We start from the raw sequence: 19,943 nt of genomic DNA, 5'->3' as shown, positions 1-19,943 counted from the left end.
ACGCCAGGACCTCGTCCATCCGCCCCTCCACCAGGCGGATCAGGCCTAGCAGCCGCTCCGCGACCTCGTGGCCCAGAGGCGTCAGTTCGTAGTCCACGCGGGGCGGGTTGGTCGGCTGCGCCTCGCGGTGCACCAGACCGTCGCGCTCCAGTGCGTGCAGCGTCTGGGACAGCATCTTCTCGCTGACGCCGTCGACGCGTCGGCGCAGTTCGTTGAAGCGCAGCGAGCCCTCGTGCAGGGCTCCCAGGGTGAGAGCGCCCCAGCGGCCCGTCACATGCTCCAGCGTGCCGCGCGAGGGGCAGGCCTTGGCGAACACGTTGTACGGGAGGTCCTGCTCCGGGGCGCGCGCCTGAATTCCGGTCATGACCCAAGCGTACTCGAACGCAGCGCTATCTCGCGGGTTGCGCTAACTTGAAGTTAGTGCTTTTCTTTCGTTGCCGTCGGTGAGCTGCTGCCCCGTTCCCGTCGGCTCCCTTTACCTGCCCTGAGGAGGACGCACGTGACCACCCCTGTTGTCTCCATCGCCTACCACTCCGGCTACGGCCACACCGCCGTCATCGCGGAGGCCGTCCGCTCCGGTGCCGTCCAGGCCGGTGCCGAGGTGCACCTGATCGAGGTCGACGCGATCACCGAGGAGCAGTGGACGGTGCTCGACCGCTCCGACGCGATCGTGTTCGGCTCGCCCACCTACATGGGCACCGCGTCCGCCGCCTTCCACACCTTCGCCGAGGCGACCTCCGCCCGCTGGGCCACCCAGGCCTGGAAGGACAAGCTGGCCGCCGGCTTCACCAACTCCGGTTCCAAGAGCGGAGACAAGCTGCACACCCTGCAGTTCTTCCAGATCCTGGCCGCACAGCTCGGCATGCACTGGGTCAACCTCGGCCTGCTCCCCGGCTGGAACAGCAGCACTGCCTCCGAGGACGACCTCAACCGCCTCGGCGTCTTCCTCGGCGCGGCCGCCCAGACCAACGTCGACGAGGGTCCCGAAGCGGTGCACAAGGCGGACATCGCCACCGCGGAACACCTGGGCCGCCGGGTCACGCGGACGGCGAAGACCCTCACCACGGGCCGCGCGGCCCTGGCCGCCTAGCCACGACGGGCGTCCTGGGTCCCGGTCGCCCGGCCGCCGTCGGCGCGCGACCCGGGCGGGTCGATACACCTGGGCCCTGTCGTCGCCTTCCCACCGCCCGCCCGGACGGCGGGAAGGCGACGACAGGGCCCAGTGCGTTTCAGTACCCGAAGTCCTGCGTCCACCAAGGGCCGCCGGAGCCGAGATGCACGCCGACGCCCAGGGTCTTGAAGTCGCAGTTGAGAATGTTGGCGCGATGACCGGGGCTGTTCATCCAGGCCTCCATCACCGCCGCCGCGTCGGCCTGGCCGCGGGCTATGTTCTCGCCGCCGAGGCCGGATATGCCAGCCTTCCCGGCGCGGTCCCACGGGGTCGCGCCGTCCGGGTCGGTGTGGTCGAAGAATCCGCGCGCCGCCATGTCCTCGCTGAACCTCTGGGCGAGGTCGGCCAGTGAACTGTTCGCGGAGACGGCGCTGCAGCCGACCTTGGCCCGTTCCTCGTTGACGAGCTTCAGCACCTCGGCCGCGGCCTGGACCTCCGCCGAGACCGTCACCCGTGGCGGGGACGACTTCGCCGGGGCCTTCGTGGCCGCCTTGGAAGGGGTCTCCTCCGGCTTCTTCGTCGGCGTCGGCCTGGGCTTCTCGGTCGTCGCCGACGCGCTCGGCGACGCCGTCGAGGCCGACGGGGAGGGGGTGGCCGAGGCCGGGGCGGAGGCCGACGGCGAGACGGCACGGCCGGCGTCGCGGCTGGTCGACGTACTGTCGCGGTCGGTCTCCGCGGAACCGGAGGTACCGCCCTGCTCGGAGGCCGAGTTGGTGGGCGAGTCGGCGGCCTGGACCCGGTCGCCCGCGCCACCGCCCCCGCCCAGCCGGTAGCTGTCGAGGCCGGGCACCACACCCGTGGCCACCGCGACCGTGCCGAGGGCGACCGCCGCGGACATCCCGAGCAGGCCGGTCTTGACCGGCGTCACGGCCTTCCGCTTGCGACGGCGACCCGCACCGCCGCGGCCAACGGCACCGTGTGCGGAGCCGCGGCCCGGCGCGAAGCCGTCCGATCCGAAGCCGTCCGATGCGAACCCGTCCGATCCGAAGCCGCCCGGCGCGAACCCGTCCGAAGCGAAGACCGCGGTGTCCTCGGCGGCCGCGCGGTCGTCGTCCGGGGCGAACAGGTACTCCTGGCTCCGGGCGACCGTCTCGGCGTACGCCTCCGGGTTCAGGTAGGGCGCGATGCCCATGGTGGGGTGGTCGCCGCCGTACACGTCCCGCCGCGAGCGGCCTTCCGGGTACGAGCCGTCGGTGTGGCCGGCCGCCGTGGCGCGGCCGGCGGCGGAGCGTCGGTGGCGTCCCATGTTCTGGCCTTCCTCGTCCAACTGGTCCGGGCGGAGTCCTCGGTCTCCTGGCGCCCGCGGGGCTCCCGTGGCCGACCGGCGCCGATGGGGCGCATGACTCCCCATGGTCAACCTGACTCACTCGATCGAGTGAGTTTCATATGAGATTCATTGGGTGGGGACGGTACCCCATGCCGCTGGGGGAGGAAGTGTCCCGAGTGACATTGCCTGGTTAGGTTGCCCCCATGAGCGAGGATGTACGGCTGGTCGCCTGGGTGCGCGGACACGTCCAGGGCGTGGGTTTCCGCTGGTTCACGCGGGCGAAGGCGCTGGAGATCGGTGGCCTGAGTGGTTTTGCTCTCAATCTGGCCGACGGACGGGTCCAGGTGGTCGCCGAGGGCTCCCGAAAGGGCTGCGAAGGACTGCTCGACTGGCTCCAGGGTGACGACACGCCCGGCCGCGTGGACGGAGTCACAGAGATATGGGACACACCCCGCGGCGGCTACGACGGCTTCGCGATGCGCTGACGATCGCGAGCGAAACCGCCCCACGGACACGGAGCTGAGCGCCTCCGGCAGCCGTGCCCGGCAGAAAGAGGCAGGTGGTGCCGAGAATCGCTTGCGTCGGCAGGCTCCGCACGCAAGGATGATCGCCACGCCCCGAGGGTCCCGAGGAGTCGTCGCGCCGCCGTTCCGCGCCGTGCACGCAAGGGTTGCCCGCCGATACGGGGCGTGATCGTGTTGACCGTCAAACTTTTTGGTGAGACGCTGAAAGCACCCCGCGCACCTAGCTGTTTGGCATGGATGAACGGCAACACCAGCAAGATCCGGTCAACACCGCGGGTGCGAATCCCTCACGACCCACACCGCTTCGGTCGGTCACTCATTGTGGAGGACCATCCATCATGGCAAAGGCGCTTCTCGGTTACGTCGGCGGCTCCGACCCGCGACTCCTCGCCGAGATGCGACGGCTCCAGCAGCGCGTCCAGGACCTGGAAAACGAGCTCGGACGGATCCAGGCCGAGAACGACGCTCTGACGGCTGCCGCGTCTCACGACAGGTTCATGGAGAGCATCGACGCACACCAGGCGGAGCCTGCGCTCACCTGACCGCTGCACTGCTCCACAACAGCAAACGCAGTGGTCGGGCGGCTCATGAAACCGCGTCGGACCGCTAAGTCTGCAGAGTCTGCAAGGGACGCTTCGGCGTCCCTTCTTTCTTTCCCCGTGCATCCTTTCACTGCTTTCAACGTCTGGTCTGCCCTGCGCCCTCCCGGGTGAAACCGCGGGTTCATGGAGTGAGACATCGCCGGGCGGTAAAGTCCAGCGGCGTGCACCTCAAGGCCCTGACCCTCCGAGGGTTCAAGTCGTTCGCTTCCGCGACCACACTCCGGTTCGAACCGGGCATCACGTGTGTCGTAGGGCCCAACGGCTCGGGCAAGTCCAACGTCGTGGACGCACTCAGCTGGGTCATGGGCGAGCAGGGTGCCAAGTCGCTGCGCGGCGGCAAGATGGAGGACGTCATCTTCGCCGGCACCACCGGCCGCCCCCCGCTGGGCCGCGCCGAGGTGTCCCTCACCATCGACAACTCCGACGGGGCCCTGCCCATCGAGTACGCCGAGGTCACCATCACGCGGATCATGTTCCGCAACGGCGGCAGCGAGTACCAGATCAACGGTGACACCTGCCGGCTCCTCGACATCCAGGACCTGCTGTCCGACTCCGGGATCGGCCGCGAGATGCACGTCATCGTCGGCCAGGGCCAGCTCGACTCCGTGCTGCACGCCGACCCCATGGGCCGCCGCGCGTTCATCGAAGAGGCCGCCGGCGTCCTCAAGCACCGCAAGCGCAAGGAGAAGGCGCTCCGGAAACTGGACGCGATGCGGGCCAACCTCGCGCGCGTGCAGGATCTGACGGACGAACTGCGCAGGCAGCTCAAGCCGCTGGGCCGGCAGGCCGCCGTCGCCCGCCGCGCCGCCGTCATCCAGGCCGACCTGCGCGACGCCCGCCTGCGCCTCCTCGCCGACGACCTCGTACGGCTGCGCGAGGCGCTCACCGCGGAGATCGCCGACGAGGCCGCCCTCAAGGAACGCAAGGACGCCGCCGAGCGGGAGCTGCGCGAGGCCCTCCGGCGCGAGGCCCTGCTGGAGGACGAGGTCCGGCGGCTCGCGCCCCGGCTCCAGCGGGCCCAGCAGACCTGGTACGAGCTGTCCCAGCTCGCCGAACGCGTCCGCGGCACGGTCTCGCTGGCCGACGCCCGCGTGCAGAGCGCCACCTCCGCGCCGGTCGACGAGCGGCGCGGCCGCGACCCCGAGGACCTGGAGCGCGAGGCCACCCGCGTCCGCGAGCAGGAGGCGGAGCTGGAGGCCGCCCTCGAAGCGGCCCAGCACGCCCTCGACGACACCGTCTCCCACCGCGCCGATCTGGAGCGGGAGCTGGCGGTCGAGGAACGGCGGCTGAAGGACGTCGCCCGCGCGATCGCCGACCGGCGCGAGGGACTCGCCCGGCTGCACGGCCAGGTCAACGCCGCCCGTTCCCGCGCCGCCTCCGCCCAGGCCGAGATCGACCGCCTGGCCGCCGCCCGCGACGAGGCGCAGGAACGGGCGGTCACGGCGCAGGAGGAGTACGAGGCCCTGAAGGCGGAGGTCGACGGGCTGGACGCGGGCGATCAGGAACTGGGCGAGCGGCACGACGAGGCCAAGCGGCGGCTCGCCGAGGCCGAGACCGCCTCGACCGCCGCCCGCGAGGCGGTCACCGGCGCCGAACGCAGGCGTGCCGCCACCCAGGCCCGCCACGAGGCCCTCGCCATGGGCCTGCGCCGCAAGGACGGCACGGGCGCGCTCCTCGACGCGAAGGACCGCCTCACCGGCCTGCTCGGCCCCGCCGCGGAACTCCTCACCGTCGCCCCCGGACACGAGGTCCCGCTCGCCGCGGCCCTCGGCGCCGCGGCGGACGCCGTCGCCGTCACCACCCCGTCCGCCGCCGCCGAGGCCCTCCGCCTCCTGCGCAGACAGGACGCGGGCCGGGCGGCGCTCCTGCTGGCGGGCGCACCGCAGGAGCCACCCGCAGGGCCCGTCACCGCAGATCCGGAGCGCGGCGCCGCCGAGGGACCGTCGGCCACGGGGCCGTCGTCGGGCCGGGCCGAGGGCACGGGAACGTCGGGTGCCGGGTCCGGTGCCGGCCCGGCGGAACACCCCGGCACCGGACCCGGCGGCAGCACGCCGGCCCCGGCCGGAGCCACGGGCGCCGACGCCGGCGGGGGTGCCGCCACCGTGCCGTCGGCCGCCGTCGACGGGACCGCCCGCGCCGGGGCCGTGGGGTCCACCGCGGCCGGCTACCCCCTCGCCGCCGACCTGGTCCGTGCCCCCGCCGAGCTGATGCCCGCCGTACGGCGGCTGCTGGGGGGCGTGGTCGTCGTCAAGACGTTGGAGGACGCCGAGGATCTCGTCCACGCGCGGCCCGAACTGACCGCCGTCACCGCCGAGGGGGATCTGCTCGGCGCGTACTTCGCGCAGGGCGGGTCCGCCGGGGCACCCAGTCTGCTGGAGGTGCAGGCCTCCGTCGACGAGGCCGCCGCCGAGCTGGAGGAGCTGGCGGTGCGCTGCGAGGAGCTGGCCGAGGCCCAGCGGGCGGCGGGGGAGCGGCGCCGGGAGTGCGCCGCTTCGGTCGAGGAACTGGGGGAGCGGCGGCTGGCCGCCGACCGGGAGAAGTCGGCCGTCGCCCAGCAGCTCGGGCGGCTCGCCGGGCAGGCGCGCGGCGCCGCGGGGGAGGCCGAGAGGTCCGCCGCCGCGGCCGCCCGTGCGCAGGACGCGCTCGACCGGGCCGTGGCAGAGGCCGAGGAGCTGGCCGAACGGCTTGCCGTCGCCGAGGAGATGCCGGTGCAGGAGGAGCCCGACACCTCCGTGCGGGACCGGCTCGCCGCCGACGGGGCGAACGCGCGGCAGACCGAGATGGAGGCGCGCCTCCAGGTCCGCACGCACGAGGAGCGGGTCAAGGGGCTCGCCGGGCGGGCCGACTCGCTGGACCGGGCCGCGCGGGCGGAACGTGAGGCACGCGCGCGTGCCGAGCAGCGCCGGGCCCGGCTGCGGCACGAGGCCGCCGTCGCGCAGGCCGTCGCCGCCGGTGCGCGGCAGTTGCTCGCGCACGTCGAGGTGTCGCTCGGTCGGGCCGAACGGGAGCGGGTCGCCGCCGACGCCGCCAAGGCGCGCCGGGAGCAGGAGCTGGCCGCCGCGCGGACCGCCGGGCGCGACCTCAAGGCGGAACTCGACAAGCTGACGGACTCGGTCCACCGGGGAGAGGTGCTCGGCGCCGAGAAGCGGCTGCGGATCGAACAGTTGGAGACGAAGGCCCTGGAGGAGCTGGGCGTCGAGCCGGCGGGACTGGTCTCCGAGTACGGTCCGCACCAGCCGGTGCCGCCCTCGCCGCCCGCCGAGGGCGAGGCGCTGCCCGAGGACCCCGAGGACCCGCGCAACCGGTCCCGGCCCTTCGTCCGGGCGGAGCAGGAGAAACGGCTGAGGGCTGCCGAGCGCGCGTACCAGCAGCTCGGCAAGGTGAACCCGCTCGCCCTGGAGGAGTTCGCCGCGCTGGAGGAGCGCCACCAGTTCCTCAGCGAGCAGCTGGAGGACCTGAAGAAGACGCGCGCCGACCTTCTTCGGGTGGTGAAGGAGGTCGACGAGCGCGTCGAGCAGGTCTTCACCGAGGCGTTCCGCGACACCGCCCGTGAGTTCGAGGGCGTGTTCAGCCGTCTGTTCCCGGGGGGCGAGGGACGGCTGATCCTGACCGACCCCGACAACATGCTCACCACGGGCGTGGACGTCGAGGCCCGGCCGCCCGGCAAGAAGGTCAAGCGGCTCAGCCTGCTCTCGGGCGGCGAGCGGTCGCTGACCGCGGTCGCGATGCTCGTGTCGATCTTCAAGGCCCGGCCCAGCCCCTTCTACGTCATGGACGAGGTCGAGGCGGCCCTCGACGACACCAACCTCCAGCGGCTGATCCGGATCATGCAGGAGCTCCAGGAGTCCTCGCAGCTGATCGTGATCACGCACCAGAAGCGCACGATGGAGGTCGCCGACGCGCTCTACGGCGTGTCCATGCAGGGCGATGGTGTGTCGAAGGTCATCTCACAGCGCCTTCGCTGAAACACCATGCGGTCTACATCTAGTGTGACCAGCATCTTTTCAAGTCTTCAAGAAGTAAACGCAGGCCTTGACTCGCGTGGGGAAAAGCTCACAGCTGCCGAACTATTGACTTCGAAACTTGAAGGCATAGTCTCTGCAACGTTGCTTTTGCCTTCAGGTGTGAGTGGTGTTGATTCGCACGCCACGGGAACCCTCACCTGAAACGGCTCGCCCCCCACGCCCGGCAGCGTTGCCGGGTGGCCCGAGGAGTACACGTGACCAGCACAGCGCAGTCGGCCAAGTCAGGAGCCGGGACGGCTCACCCCGATCATCTCGGGCACGTCGTCTTCATCGCGGCGGCGGCCGCGATGGGCGGCTTCCTCTTCGGCTACGACAGCTCGGTCATCAACGGTGCCGTGGAGGCCGTCCGGGACCGCTACGACGTCGGTTCCGCGGCCCTGGCCCAGGTCATCGCGATCGCCCTGATCGGCTGTGCCGTGGGTGCCGCGACCGCCGGCCGCATGGCCGACCGCATCGGCCGTATCCGCTGCATGCAGATCTCCGCCGCGCTGTTCACGGTCAGCGCCGTCGGCTCGGCGCTGCCCTTCTCGCTGTGGGACCTCGCGCTGTGGCGGGTCGTCGGCGGCTTCGCCATCGGCATGGCCTCGGTCATCGGCCCGGCCTACATCGCCGAGGTGGCCCCGCCCGCCTACCGCGGCCGCCTCGGCTCCTTCCAGCAGGCCGCGATCGTCATCGGCATCGCGGTGTCGCAGCTGGTCAACTGGGGTCTGCTCAACGCCGCCGGCGGCGACCAGCGCGGGCGGATCATGGGCCTGGAGGCCTGGCAGGTCATGCTCGGCGTGATGGTGGTCCCGGCCGTCCTGTACGGCCTGCTCTCCTTCGCGATCCCCGAGTCCCCGCGCTTTTTGATCTCCGTGGGCAAGCGCGAGCGGGCCCGGGAGATCCTGATGGAGGTCGAGGGCAAGGACGTCGACCTCGACGCCCGGATCGCCGGGATCGAGCACGCCATGAACAGCGAGCACCGGTCCAGCTTCAAGGACCTGCTCGGCGGCTCCTTCTTCTTCAAGCCGATCGTCTGGATCGGTATCGGCCTGTCGGTCTTCCAGCAGTTCGTCGGCATCAACGTCGCGTTCTACTACTCCTCGACGCTGTGGCAGTCGGTCGGCGTCGACCCGACGGACTCGTTCTTCTACTCCTTCACCACGTCGATCATCAACATCCTCGGCACCGTCATCGCGATGATCTTCGTGGACCGTGTCGGCCGCAGGCCGCTCGCCCTCATCGGCTCCGTCGGCATGGCGATCGGCCTGGCGCTGGAGGCCTGGGCGTTCTCCTTCGACCTGGTCGACGGCAAGCTGCCCGCCACCCAGGGCTGGGTCGCGTTGATCGCCGCCCACGTCTTCGTCCTCTTCTTCGCCCTGTCGTGGGGCGTGGTGGTGTGGGTCTTCCTCGGCGAGATGTTCCCCAACAAGCTCCGCGCCGCCGCGCTCGGCGTGGCCGCCGCCGCCCAGTGGATCGCCAACTGGGCCATCACCGCGAGCTTCCCGTCCCTGGCCGACTGGAACCTCTCCGCGACCTACGTGATCTACACGGTCTTCGCCGCGCTCTCCATCCCCTTCGTCCTCAGGTACGTCAAGGAGACGAAGGGCAAGACGCTGGAGGAAATGGGCTGAGCCTCGTACCGAGGCACCTGGACTCGAGGAGACGGGCCAAGTCCCCGCCGCCCTTCTCCTCGACACCCGTGAGGCGTGCCGCCCCGGTTCACACGGTGAGCCGGGGCGGCACGCCCTCGCAGAACAGCCGCAGGCCGCGGTGGCCCTCCTCCAGGGGCCGGCCGAAGGGGCGAGCCGCGATCAACCCGGACGGGTCACGACACGCCCCGAGCGCACCTGTGCGCGCACCCCGGCGAGGGCGGCCGGCGCGGCTGCGCACACCGGCGTTGCGGTGACCTTGCCCCCGGGGCTTCCCGGCCGACGAAAAGCCGGACGGGCGGGCCGGCCCGGCCCTTCGGGGGGCGGGGCCCCGCGTGGACAACGAACGTCCGAGTGGGAGGCCACGCCATACTGGACGCGTTATGGAAACCGTCATCCTTGCTGTAGTCATCGCCGTGGTCGTGCTCGTCGCGCTCGGCGGGCTCATCGTCGGCAGCCGGCGGAAGAAGCCGCTGCCGCCGCCGCCCCCGACCGCGCCCGACATCACCGCGCCTCCGGCCGAGCCGCACGTCGGCGACGAGGCCGAGACGCCACGCGAAGAACCGCGCCGCACGATCGAGGAGGTGGACCTCGGCGGCGGCGCACCCACCGCCGTCGAGGAGCCTCCCGTTGTCGAGGCTCCCCGGATCGAGATCCCGGAGCCCACCGCGGGGCGGCTGGTCCGCCTCCGCGCCCGCCTCTCCCGCTCCCAGAACGCCCTCGGCCAGGGCCTGCTCACGCTGCTCTCGCGCGAGCACCTCGACGAGGACACCTGGGAGGAGATCGAGGACACCCTTCTCACCGCCGACGTCGGCGTCATGCCCACGCAGGAGCTGGTCGAACGGCTGCGGGAGCGCGTGAAGGTGCTCGGCACCCGCACGTCCGACGAACTGCGCGGCCTGCTGCGCGACGAGCTGCTCAAGCTGGTCGGCACCGAGGTCGACCGCACGGTGAAGACCGAGCCCGAGGGCCGCAAGCCCGGCATCGTGATGGTCGTCGGCGTCAACGGCACCGGCAAGACCACCACCACCGGCAAGCTCGCGCGCGTGCTCGTCGCCGACGGCCGTACGGTCGTCCTGGGCGCCGCCGACACCTTCCGGGCCGCCGCCGCCGACCAGCTCCAGACCTGGGGCGAGCGCGTCGGTGCCCACACCGTGCGCGGTCCCGAGGCCGGTGATCCCGCCTCCGTCGCCTTCGACGCGGTGAAGGAGGGCAAGGAGACGGGGGTCGACGTGGTCCTCATCGACACCGCCGGCCGGCTGCACACCAAGACCGGCCTCATGGACGAGCTGGGCAAGGTCAAGCGGGTCGTGGAGAAGCACGCCCCGCTCGACGAGGTGCTCCTCGTCCTCGACGCCACCACCGGGCAGAACGGCCTCGTGCAGGCCCGGGTGTTCGCCGAGGTCGTCGACATCACCGGCATCGTGCTGACCAAGCTCGACGGCACGGCCAAGGGCGGCATCGTGATCGCCGTCCAGCGCGAGCTGGGCGTGCCGGTCAAGCTCATCGGGCTCGGCGAGGGCGCGGACGACCTGGCGCCGTTCGAGCCGGAGGCGTTCGTTGACGCTCTCATCGGCGAGTGACCAGGGACCCCACGCGGTAACCGGTGACGAAGAAGCGCCCGCCCCCGAGGTGCAGTCGGGGGACGGGCGCTTCGCTGTGTACGCCGTGAGCCTGGGCCTGGACCGGAGCCGCGCCGCCGGCCGCGGCCCGGCCGCCGAGCCGGGGCTACGCGCGTGACCGGTGTGCCACGTACGCCAGCGTGCCCAGCAGCAGCCGGGCCGCCGGGGGCCTGGTCGCCGAGTCCAGCGCCGGCGGGCGCAGCCAGCGCACCGGGCCGAGGCCGCCGCGGTCGGAGGGCGGCGCCGTGATGTACGTACCGGGACCGAGGCCGCGCAGGTCGAGGGAGGTCGGGTCGTCCCAGCCCATGCGGTAGAGCAGGCCGGACAGGTCGGCGGCGGCGCCGGGGGCGACCAGGAACTGGGCGCGGCCCTCGGGGGTGGCGGTCACCGGTCCGAGCGGCAGGCCCATGCGCTCCAGGCGCACCAGCGCGCGGCGCCCGGCCGGTTCGGCCACCTCGATCACGTCGAAGGAGCGGCCGACCTCCAGCATCACGGCGGCGCCGGGGAAGTCCGCCCAGGTTCTCGTCACGTCGTCGAGGGTGGCGCCGGCCGGCACCCGGGGCGCGAAGTCCAGGGGGTGCGCACCGGGCCGGCGGCAGTCGCCGCGGCCGCAGGAACAGGCGCCGGCCGCGGCGCGCGCGCCCGGCACCACGTCCCAGCCCCACAGCCCGGTGAACTCGGCGACCGCGGTGCACTCGGACGAGCGACCGCGCCTGCGTGTGCCGGAGCGGATCTCGCGGATGCCGCCGATCGTGAAGCCCATGCCCCCTCCAACGGGTCCGACGCACCGATGGTTACGCAGCGGACGTGCGAAGTGACTCTGTGTGCTGACGCCTTCCCGCTGCCGCCTGTTCCAGACGGCGCCTGGAAGCGTCCGGGGTGGTGTGGCGGGTGGCGCGCGCCCCTGAGTGCACCGTTCCGCCCGCCCCGGCCGACCTCTGTCAAGTGAATCGCCTGCGCGCCACCGTGAGTTCATTCGTAGGGGTGGCGAATGGTGGCGTTTCCGGGACCGCCGTGGCTGGAGGCGTGATCGTAGGACTACTTTGAGTGTGCGAGGCCCGGGGGCACATGTCTGCGCGGGTATGCCGGAGGCAAGTCGGCTTCCTGTTCGAAGGGTGAGAACCGCCGGACGGCGGGCCGTATTTACCGGCATTCTGATAAGGCTTGGCGCATCAGAGCGACAAGTGGTCTCAGGGATGGGGGCGTTCCAGTGAGCGGCAACGGCGAAGGCGGTACGGGCGCGGGGAGCGCCGTGCACGCGGACAAGCGCCCGAACGACCTGCTCGCTTCCTGGTTCGTGCGCAGCGGCTGGTCCAAGGGTGAACTCGCTCGTCAAGTCAACCGCAGGGCACGCCAGTTGGGTGCCAGCCACATCTCCACCGACACATCGCGCGTGCGCCGCTGGCTGGACGGCGAGAACCCCCGTGAGCCGATCCCCCGCATCCTGTCCGACCTGTTCTCCGAGCGGTTCGGCTGCGTCGTCTCCGTCGAGGACCTCGGCCTGCGCACCGCGCGCCAGGCACCCTCCGCGACCGGCGTCGACCTCCCCTGGACGGGCCCGCAGACGGTGGCCCTGCTCAGCGAGTTCTCGCGCAGCGACCTGATGCTGGCGCGGCGCGGCTTCCTCGGATCCTCGCTGGCCCTGTCCGCGGGCCCCACCCTCATCGAGCCCATGCAGCGCTGGCTCGTCCCCTCCCCGCCCGCCCCGTACGAGGACACCGACTCCCTCCCGACCAGCCGCGCCCGCGGCCGGCTCTCCAGGCCCGAACTGGAGCTGCTGGAGTCCACCACCGCCATGTTCCGCCAGTGGGACGCCCAGTGCGGCGGCGGACTGCGCCGAAAAGCGGTCGTCGGCCAGCTCCACGAGGTGACGGAACTCCTCCAGGAACCGCAACCCGAGGCCACCAGCAGGAAGCTCTTCAAGGTCGCCGCCGAACTGGCCGAACTGGCCGGGTGGATGTCGTACGACGTGGGGCTCCAGCCCACCGCGCAGAAGTACTTCGTGCTCGCGCTGCACGCCGCCAAGGAGGCCGGTGACCGCCCCCTCGGCTCGTACGTGCTGTCCAGCATGAGCCGGCAGATGATCCACCTCGGCCGGCCCGAGGACGCCCTGGAACTGATCCACCTCGCGCAGTACGGCAGCCGGGACTGCGCGAGCCCGCGCACCCAGTCGATGCTGTATGCGATGGAGGCCCGCGCCTACGCCAACATGGGCCAGCCCGGCCGGTGCAAGCGGGCCGTCAGGATGGCCGAGGACACCTTCGCCGACGCCGGCGACTGGGACGAGCCCGACCCCGACTGGATCCGCTTCTTCTCCGAGGCCGAGCTGTACGGCGAGAACTCCCACTCCTACCGCGACCTGGCCTATGTGGCCGGCCGCAGCCCCGCGTACGCCTCGCTGGCCGAGCCGCTGATGCAGAAGGCCGTGGACCTCTTCGCGAAGGACGGCGAGCACCAGCGGTCCTACGCGCTCAACCTCATCGGCATGGCCACCGTGCACCTGCTGCGCCAGGAGCCCGAGCAGAGCGCCGTGCTCGCCGAGCAGGCCATGAAAGCGGCGAAAAAAGTGCGCTCCGAGCGGGTCAACACTCGTATCCGAAAGACCGTCGACACGGCCGTCCGCGACTTCGGGGACCTCACCGAGGTCGTCGATCTCACCGACCGGCTCGCCGTGGAACTCCCGGAGACCGCGGAAGCGGTCTGAGACCCGGCGAAACCCCTGGACCCCGGCCGCGGCCGGCCTTCCCGAACTGCCCGACTCGGCTCCCCCGTGCCAGGTCATCGGAAGGCCGACCGCGGCCGGTTCGCGTTGCTCCGAAGAAGGTTGCGCCACGATAACGATCCGCTCGGGGAGCATCGGCCAGTTCATCGAGGCGTAACGCGCGAGGTGCCTTCGTCACGGCGGCGAAACAACGAGGGGCGTCCACCGAAACGGCGCTGCGTCAATCTCATGGCGCATAACCGGCCCACCCCTCAATCCCGCTCTGGCTTCGCCCGCACGGGGCCGTACCAACGACGAGGAGACGCCGATGGCACCAGCCATCACGCTTGCGGCGGACGCACCCACGCTGTCGTCCGCGAACACAGGCTTCATGCTCATCTGTTCCGCCCTGGTGATGCTCATGACCCCGGGCCTGGCCTTCTTCTACGGAGGCATGGTCCGCGTCAAGAGCACCCTGAACATGCTGATGATGAGCTTCATCAGCCTGGGGATCGTCACCGTCCTGTGGGTGCTCTACGGCTTCTCCCTCGCCTTCGGCACCGACTCCGGCTCGATCATCGGCTGGAACTCCGACTGGGTCGGCCTCAGCAACATCGGCCTGACGGAGCTGTGGGACGGCTACACCATCCCGGTCTTCGTCTTCCTGGTCTTCCAGCTGATGTTCGCCATCATCACGCCCGCCCTGATAAGCGGAGCGCTCGCGGACCGCGTGAAGTTCTCCGCCTGGGCGCTGTTCATCACCCTGTGGGCCACGATCGTGTACTTCCCGGTCGCCCACTGGGTGTGGGGCGCCGGCGGCTGGGCCTTCGAACTCGGCGTGATCGACTTCGCCGGTGGTACGGCCGTCCACATCAACGCCGGTGCCGCGGCCCTCGGCGTGATCCTGGTCATCGGCAAGCGCGTCGGCTTCAAGAAGGACCCGATGCGCCCGCACAGCCTCCCGCTGGTCATGCTCGGCGCCGGTCTGCTGTGGTTCGGCTGGTTCGGCTTCAACGCCGGCTCGTGGCTCGGCAACGACGACGGCGTCGGCGCGCTGATGTTCGTCAACACGCAGGTCGCCACCGCCGCCGCCATGCTGGCCTGGCTGATCTACGAGAAGATCCGCCACGGCGCGTTCACCACGCTGGGCGCCGCCTCCGGCGCCGTCGCCGGCCTGGTCGCCATCACGCCCTCCGGCGGTGCGGTCTCCCCGCTCGGCGCGATCGCAGTCGGCGCCATCGCCGGTGTCCTGTGCGCCATGGCCGTCGGCCTGAAGTACAAGTTCGGCTACGACGACTCGCTCGACGTGGTCGGCGTTCACCTGGTCGGCGGAGTCGTCGGCTCCCTGCTGATCGGCTTCTTCGCCAGCGGCAAGGGCCAGTCCGACGTCCAGGGCCTCTTCTACGGCGGCGGTCTCGACCAGTTCTGGAAGCAGTGCGCCGGTGTCTTCGCGGTCCTCGGCTACTCGCTGGTGGTCTCCGCGGTCCTCGCCTTCCTGCTGGACCGGACGATCGGCATGCGGGTCCCCGAGGACGACGAGGTGGCGGGCATCGACCAGGCCGAGCACGCCGAGACCGCGTACGACTTCAGCGGTGCGGGCGGCGGTGCCGCCCGGACCAACGTCACGGGCCCGGTGGCCGACACTGCCAGCAAGAAGGTGGACGCATGAAGCTCATCACCGCCGTCGTGAAGCCGCACCGGCTCGACGAGATCAAGGAAGCCCTCCAGGCCTTCGGCGTCCACGGCCTCACGGTCACCGAGGCGAGCGGTTACGGTCGTCAGCGGGGACACACCGAGGTCTACCGCGGTGCCGAGTACACGGTCGACCTCGTCCCCAAGATCCGCATCGAGGTGCTGGTCGAGGACGACGACGCCGAACAGCTGATCGACGTCGTCGTCAAGGCGGCCCGCACCGGCAAGATCGGTGACGGCAAGGTCTGGTCCCTCCCGGTCGAGACCGCCGTGCGGGTCCGCACCGGCGAGCGCGGCCCGGACGCGCTCTGACAGAGGAACGGAACAGGAGCCACTGGGTGACGAGTACGGACATGCGCAAGGATGCAGAGGACTCGGGACCCAGCGGCTACGCGGCGGCCCGGCTGCACCTCCTCACCGAGGGGGCGCGGTCCGGGCCGCCGCGCCGGTGCGCCCTCTCCGAACTGACCGACGACTGGCTGGCCGGCCTGTTCACCGCCGGCAGCCGGGAACTGCGGGGCGTCTCCCTGGTCGCCGTCGGCGGCTACGGCCGCGGCGAGCTGTCCCCGCGCAGCGACCTCGACCTCCTCCTGCTGCACGACGGCGCCGACCCGCAGGCCGTCGCCGCCCTCGCCGACCGCCTCTGGTACCCGGTCTGGGACCTCGGCCTCGCCCTCGACCACTCCGTCCGCACCCCGGCCGAGGCCCGCAGGACCGCCGGCGAGGACCTCAAGGTCCAGCTCGGCCTGCTCGACGCCCGCCACCTCGCGGGCGACCCGGGGCTGACGGCGGGACTGCGGACGGCCGTACTGGCCGACTGGCGCAACCAGGCGCCCAAGCGGCTGCCCGAACTCCAGGAACTGTGCGCCGAGCGCGCCGAACGCCAGGGCGAGCTGCAGTACCTGCTGGAACCCGACCTCAAGGAGGCCCGCGGCGGTCTGCGCGACGCCACCGCCCTGCGTGCCGTCGCCGCCTCCTGGCTCGCCGACGCGCCCCGCGAGGGCCTCGACGACGCCCGGCGCCGGCTCCTCGACGTCCGCGACGCCCTGCACCTGACGACCGGCCGCGCCACCGACCGGCTGGCCCTCCAGGAACAGGACCAGGTCGCCGCCGAACTGGGCCTCCTCGACGCCGACACCCTGCTGCGCCAGGTGTACGAGGCCGCGCGCGTCATCTCGTACGCCAGCGACGTCACCTGGCGTGAGGTGGGGCGCGTGCTCAGATCGCGCTCGATGCGGCCCCGGCTGCGCGCCATGCTGGGCGGCGGCAAACCCGCGCCCGAGCGGTCGCCGCTGGCCGAAGGGGTCGTCGAGCAGGACGGCGAGGTCGTGCTCGCCCGTGCCGCACGCCCCGAACGCGACCCCGTGCTGCCCCTGCGCGCCGCGGCCGCCGCCGCCCAGGCCGGCCTCCCGCTGTCCCTGCACGCCGTACGGCGCCTCGCCGCGACCGTGCGCCCCCTGCCCACGCCCTGGCCCGCCGAGGCCCGCGAACAGCTCGTCACCCTGCTCGGCTCGGGACAGCCCACCGTCGAGGTCTGGGAGGCGCTGGAGGCCGAAGGGCTGATCACCCGGCTGCTGCCCGACTGGGAACGGGTGCGCTGCCGCCCCCAGCGCAATGCCGTGCACATCTGGACCGTCGACCGGCACCTCATCGAGACCGCCGTGCGCGCCTCCGAGTTCACCCGCCGCGTCAGCCGCCCCGACCTGCTGCTGGTCGCCGCCCTGCTGCACGACATCGGCAAGGGCTGGCCCGGCGACCACTCCGTGGCCGGCGAGATCATCGTCAAGGACGTGGCCGCCCGCATCGGCTTCGACCGCACCGACGTGGCCGTCCTGTCCACACTCGTACGCCACCACCTGCTGCTCGTCGAGACGGCCACCCGCCGCGACCTGGAGGACCCCGCCACGGTCCGCTCGGTCGCCGAGGCGGTCGGCTCCCAGGGCACCCTGGAACTGCTGCACGCGCTGACCGAGGCCGACGCGCTGGCCACCGGCCCGGCCGCCTGGTCCACCTGGCGGGGCTCGCTCGTGGCGGACCTGGTCAAACGCGTCTCGGCGGTGCTCGCCGGGGACGTTCCCGAGGAGCCCGAGGCCGCCGCGGCCACCGCCGAACAGGAACGGCTCGCCATCGAGGCGGTCGCCACCGGCAGCCCCGTGCTGTCACTGCGCGCCCAGACCGAGCCCCCGGCCGACCCCGTGGAGCAGCCGGCCGGCGATCCCGAGCCGCTCGGTGTGGAACTGCTCATCGCCGTACCCGAGCAGCCGGGCGTGCTGCCCGCGGTGGCCGGTGTGCTCGCCGTGCACCGGCTGACCGTGCGCACGGCGGAGCTGCGGGCGCTGGAGCTGCCCTCCGGCGTCGAGGGCTCCGTCCTGCTGCTGAACTGGCGGGTCGCGGCGGAGTACGGCTCGCTGCCCCAGGCCGCCCGGCTCCGCGCCGACCTGGTCCGCGCCCTGGACGGCTCCCTGGACATCGCGGGCCGGCTCGCGGAACGCGACGCGGCCTACCCCCGGCGCCGGGGCGTGGTCGCGCCCCCGCCGCGCGTGACCGTCGCCTCGGCGGCCTCCCACCTGGCCACCGTGATCGAGGTGCGCGCGCAGGACGCGCCGGGCCTGCTGTTCAGGATCGGGCGGGCGCTGGAGGACGCGGGCGTGCGGATGCGCAGCGCGCACGTCAGCACGCTGGGCGCGAACGCGGTCGACGCCTTCTACGTGACCTGGCCGAACGGCTCGCCCCTGCCCGGCGAGGAGGCGGTGACGGTGGCCCGGAAGCTGGAGGAGACGTTGCGGGCCTGACCCTGTGGTCGTTCCGCGCGTCGATCGGGTGTGCTCCCCGGTGACGCGGGGACGGTCCGACCGTGAACGACGAACTTGTCACGGCCTTCGGTCGCTCCCCGCCGACGCGGGGATCCGCCCCCGTCCGCTCGCTGCAGCGGGCGGGGGCGATTCGCCCGCCGGGGCGGATACTCTGGAGGGCAGCCCAGTTCCGCCCCCGACTTCGAGGACCGACGCCACCGTGTTCGATACCCTCTCCGACCGCCTCAGCGCGACTTTCAAAAACCTCCGCGGCAAAGGCAGGTTGTCCGAGGCGGACATCGACGCCACAGCGCGCGAGATCCGTATCGCGCTCCTCGAGGCCGACGTGGCCCTGCCGGTCGTCCGGTCGTTCATCAAGAACGTCAAGGAAAGGGCCTTGGGAGCCGAGGTCTCCAAGGCGCTGAATCCCGCCCAACAGGTTCTCAAGATCGTCAACGACGAGCTTGTCCACGTGCTCGGCGGCGAGACCCGCCGGCTGCGCTTCGCCAAGACCCCGCCCACCGTGATCATGCTGGCCGGTCTCCAGGGTGCGGGCAAGACCACCCTCGCGGGCAAGCTCGGCCGCTGGCTGAAGGAGCAGGGCCACTCGCCGCTGCTCGTCGCCGCCGACCTCCAGCGCCCCAACGCCGTCAACCAGCTCAGCGTCGTCGCCGAGCGGGCCGGCGTGGCCGTCTACGCGCCGCAGCCGGGCAACGGCGTCGGTGACCCGGTCCAGGTCGCCAAGGACTCCATCGACTTCGCGAAGTCCAAGGTCCACGACATCGTGATCGTGGACACCGCCGGCCGGCTCGGCATCGACGCCGAACTGATGCAGCAGGCCGCGGACATCCGCGACGCCGTCTCGCCCGACGAGATCCTCTTCGTCGTCGACGCGATGATCGGCCAGGACGCCGTCAACACCGCCGAGGCCTTCCGCGACGGCGTCGGCTTCGACGGCGTGGTGCTCTCCAAGCTCGACGGCGACGCCCGCGGTGGTGCCGCGCTGTCGATCCGGCAGATCACCGGCAAGCCGATCATGTTCGCGTCGAACGGCGAGAAGCTCGACGACTTCGACGCGTTCCACCCGGACCGGATGGCTTCCCGCATCCTCGACATGGGTGACCTGCTCACCCTGATCGAGCAGGCGGAGAAGACGTTCAGCCAGGAAGAGGCCGAGAAGATGGCCTCCAAGCTGGCGTCCAAGAAGGGCCAGGACTTCACCCTGGACGACTTCCTGTCCCAGATGGAACAGGTCAGGAAGATGGGGTCGATCTCCAAGCTGCTCGGCATGCTGCCGGGCATGGGCCAGATCAAGGACCAGATCCAGAACATCGACGAGCGCGACGTCGACCGTACGGCCGCGATCATCAAGTCCATGACCCCGGGCGAGCGCCAGGACCCGACGATCATCAACGGCTCGCGCCGCGCCCGTATCGCCAAGGGCTCCGGTGTCGAGGTCAGCGCCGTGAAGGGCCTGGTCGAGCGGTTCTTCGAGGCCCGCAAGATGATGTCCCGCATGGCCCAGGGCGGCGGGATGCCGGGCATGCCGGGGATGCCGGGCATGGGCGGCGGTCCCGGCCGCGCCCGGAAGCAGCCCAAGAAGGCCAAGGGCAAGCAGCGCTCCGGCAACCCGATGAAGCGCAAGCTGCAGGAGCAGGAGGAGGCCGCCCGCAGGGCCGCCGGGGCCCAGGGCGGCGCCCTCGGCCTGCCGGGCCAGCAGGCCGGCCAGGACTTCGAGCTCCCCGACGAGTTCAAGAAGTTCATGGGCTGATCACGGCCGTACGGCGTCGGGGGGGGGCCCCCCCCCCGCGGGGCCCCCCCCCCCCCCCCCCCGGGGGGGGGGGGGGGGGCCCCCCCCCCGGCCCCCCGGGGGGGGGGGGGGGGGGGGGTGGTTAAGGCACAGAAAAAAAAACCAA

General features: G+C 71.8%; 14 protein-coding genes. 11 read left to right on the top strand and 3 right to left on the bottom strand.

Going from position 1 to position 19,943, the window contains the following annotated elements; genetic code table 11:
* Positions 1-364 (bottom strand): winged helix-turn-helix transcriptional regulator (locus ACIP5W_RS25110; protein ID WP_401477713.1); only part of this gene is annotated, 364 nt, incomplete at its 3' end.
* A gap of 135 nt (positions 365-499) precedes the next feature.
* Here ACIP5W_RS25110 and ACIP5W_RS25105 point away from each other — a divergent pair.
* On the top strand, positions 500-1,090 hold the full coding sequence (locus ACIP5W_RS25105; protein ID WP_401477710.1) for a flavodoxin family protein: 591 nt from the start codon (positions 500-502) through the stop codon (positions 1,088-1,090).
* 139 nt (positions 1,091-1,229) lie between these two features.
* On the opposite strand, the gene ACIP5W_RS25100 is transcribed toward ACIP5W_RS25105, so the two are convergent.
* Positions 1,230-2,417, bottom strand: a complete 1,188-nt coding sequence (locus tag ACIP5W_RS25100; RefSeq protein WP_401477707.1) for a CAP domain-containing protein — start codon at positions 2,415-2,417, stop codon at positions 1,230-1,232.
* Between the two features lie 224 nt (positions 2,418-2,641).
* Between ACIP5W_RS25100 and ACIP5W_RS25095 the strand changes: the two genes are divergently transcribed.
* The 5 genes from ACIP5W_RS25095 (at position 2,642) to ftsY (ending at position 10,803) form a co-directional block, all read left to right on the top strand.
* Positions 2,642-2,923, top strand: coding sequence for an acylphosphatase (locus tag ACIP5W_RS25095; RefSeq protein ID WP_401477704.1), 282 nt, complete (start codon positions 2,642-2,644; stop codon positions 2,921-2,923).
* Between the two features lie 377 nt (positions 2,924-3,300).
* Positions 3,301-3,504 carry a hypothetical protein gene (locus ACIP5W_RS25090; RefSeq protein WP_073491170.1) on the top strand — a complete coding sequence of 68 codons (204 nt, stop codon included), beginning with the start codon at positions 3,301-3,303 and terminating at the stop codon, positions 3,502-3,504.
* A 221-nt stretch (positions 3,505-3,725) separates the two neighbouring features.
* Positions 3,726-7,529, top strand: coding sequence for an AAA family ATPase (locus ACIP5W_RS25085; protein ID WP_401477701.1), 3,804 nt, complete (start codon positions 3,726-3,728; stop codon positions 7,527-7,529).
* Between the two features lie 254 nt (positions 7,530-7,783).
* On the top strand, positions 7,784-9,202 hold the full coding sequence (locus ACIP5W_RS25080; protein WP_401477698.1) for a sugar porter family MFS transporter: 1,419 nt from the start codon (positions 7,784-7,786) through the stop codon (positions 9,200-9,202).
* A 401-nt stretch (positions 9,203-9,603) separates the two neighbouring features.
* On the top strand, positions 9,604-10,803 hold the full coding sequence (gene ftsY, locus ACIP5W_RS25075; protein ID WP_401477695.1) for a signal recognition particle-docking protein FtsY: 1,200 nt from the start codon (positions 9,604-9,606) through the stop codon (positions 10,801-10,803).
* 145 nt (positions 10,804-10,948) lie between these two features.
* On the opposite strand, the gene ACIP5W_RS25070 is transcribed toward ftsY, so the two are convergent.
* Complete coding sequence (locus ACIP5W_RS25070) at positions 10,949-11,605, bottom strand: bifunctional DNA primase/polymerase (protein WP_401477692.1); 657 nt, start codon at positions 11,603-11,605, stop codon at positions 10,949-10,951.
* Positions 11,606-12,052: 447 nt separating this feature from the next.
* Between ACIP5W_RS25070 and ACIP5W_RS25065 the strand changes: the two genes are divergently transcribed.
* The 5 genes from ACIP5W_RS25065 (at position 12,053) to ffh (ending at position 19,798) form a co-directional block, all read left to right on the top strand.
* Positions 12,053-13,546, top strand: a complete 1,494-nt coding sequence (locus ACIP5W_RS25065; protein ID WP_401477689.1) for a hypothetical protein — start codon at positions 12,053-12,055, stop codon at positions 13,544-13,546.
* 325 nt (positions 13,547-13,871) lie between these two features.
* Positions 13,872-15,212 (top strand): ammonium transporter, encoded by a 1,341-nt coding sequence (locus ACIP5W_RS25060; RefSeq protein ID WP_401477686.1) that lies wholly within the window; start codon positions 13,872-13,874, stop codon positions 15,210-15,212.
* Positions 15,209-15,547, top strand: coding sequence for a P-II family nitrogen regulator (locus ACIP5W_RS25055; protein WP_007493361.1), 339 nt, complete (start codon positions 15,209-15,211; stop codon positions 15,545-15,547). Before ACIP5W_RS25060 ends, ACIP5W_RS25055 begins: the two co-directional genes overlap by 4 nt.
* A 26-nt stretch (positions 15,548-15,573) precedes the next feature.
* On the top strand, positions 15,574-18,027 hold the full coding sequence (locus tag ACIP5W_RS25050; RefSeq protein ID WP_401477683.1) for a [protein-PII] uridylyltransferase: 2,454 nt from the start codon (positions 15,574-15,576) through the stop codon (positions 18,025-18,027).
* Positions 18,028-18,247: 220 nt separating this feature from the next.
* Positions 18,248-19,798, top strand: a complete 1,551-nt coding sequence (gene ffh, locus ACIP5W_RS25045; RefSeq protein WP_401477680.1) for a signal recognition particle protein — start codon at positions 18,248-18,250, stop codon at positions 19,796-19,798.
* Positions 19,799-19,943: the final 145 nt, after the last annotated feature.

The organism is Streptomyces sp. NPDC088766, from assembly GCF_044750845.1.
GTDB lineage: Bacteria > Actinomycetota > Actinomycetes > Streptomycetales > Streptomycetaceae > Streptomyces.
This window is presented reverse-complemented; position numbering and strand designations above follow the sequence as displayed.

Bases quoted from the DNA above. Each gene is read 5' to 3' on its own strand.
- ACIP5W_RS25060 (WP_401477686.1), top strand. From the start codon at position 13,872: ATGGCACCAGCCATCACGCTTGCGGCGGACGCACCCACGCTGTCGTCC.
- ftsY (WP_401477695.1), top strand. From the start codon at position 9,604: ATGGAAACCGTCATCCTTGCTGTAGTCATCGCCGTGGTCGTGCTCGTC.
- ACIP5W_RS25095 (WP_401477704.1), top strand. From the start codon at position 2,642: ATGAGCGAGGATGTACGGCTGGTCGCCTGGGTGCGCGGACACGTCCAG.
- ACIP5W_RS25090 (WP_073491170.1), top strand. From the start codon at position 3,301: ATGGCAAAGGCGCTTCTCGGTTACGTCGGCGGCTCCGACCCGCGACTC.
- ACIP5W_RS25055 (WP_007493361.1), top strand. From the start codon at position 15,209: ATGAAGCTCATCACCGCCGTCGTGAAGCCGCACCGGCTCGACGAGATC.
- ACIP5W_RS25100 (WP_401477707.1), bottom strand. From the start codon at position 2,417: ATGGGACGCCACCGACGCTCCGCCGCCGGCCGCGCCACGGCGGCCGGC.
- ACIP5W_RS25070 (WP_401477692.1), bottom strand. From the start codon at position 11,605: ATGGGCTTCACGATCGGCGGCATCCGCGAGATCCGCTCCGGCACACGC.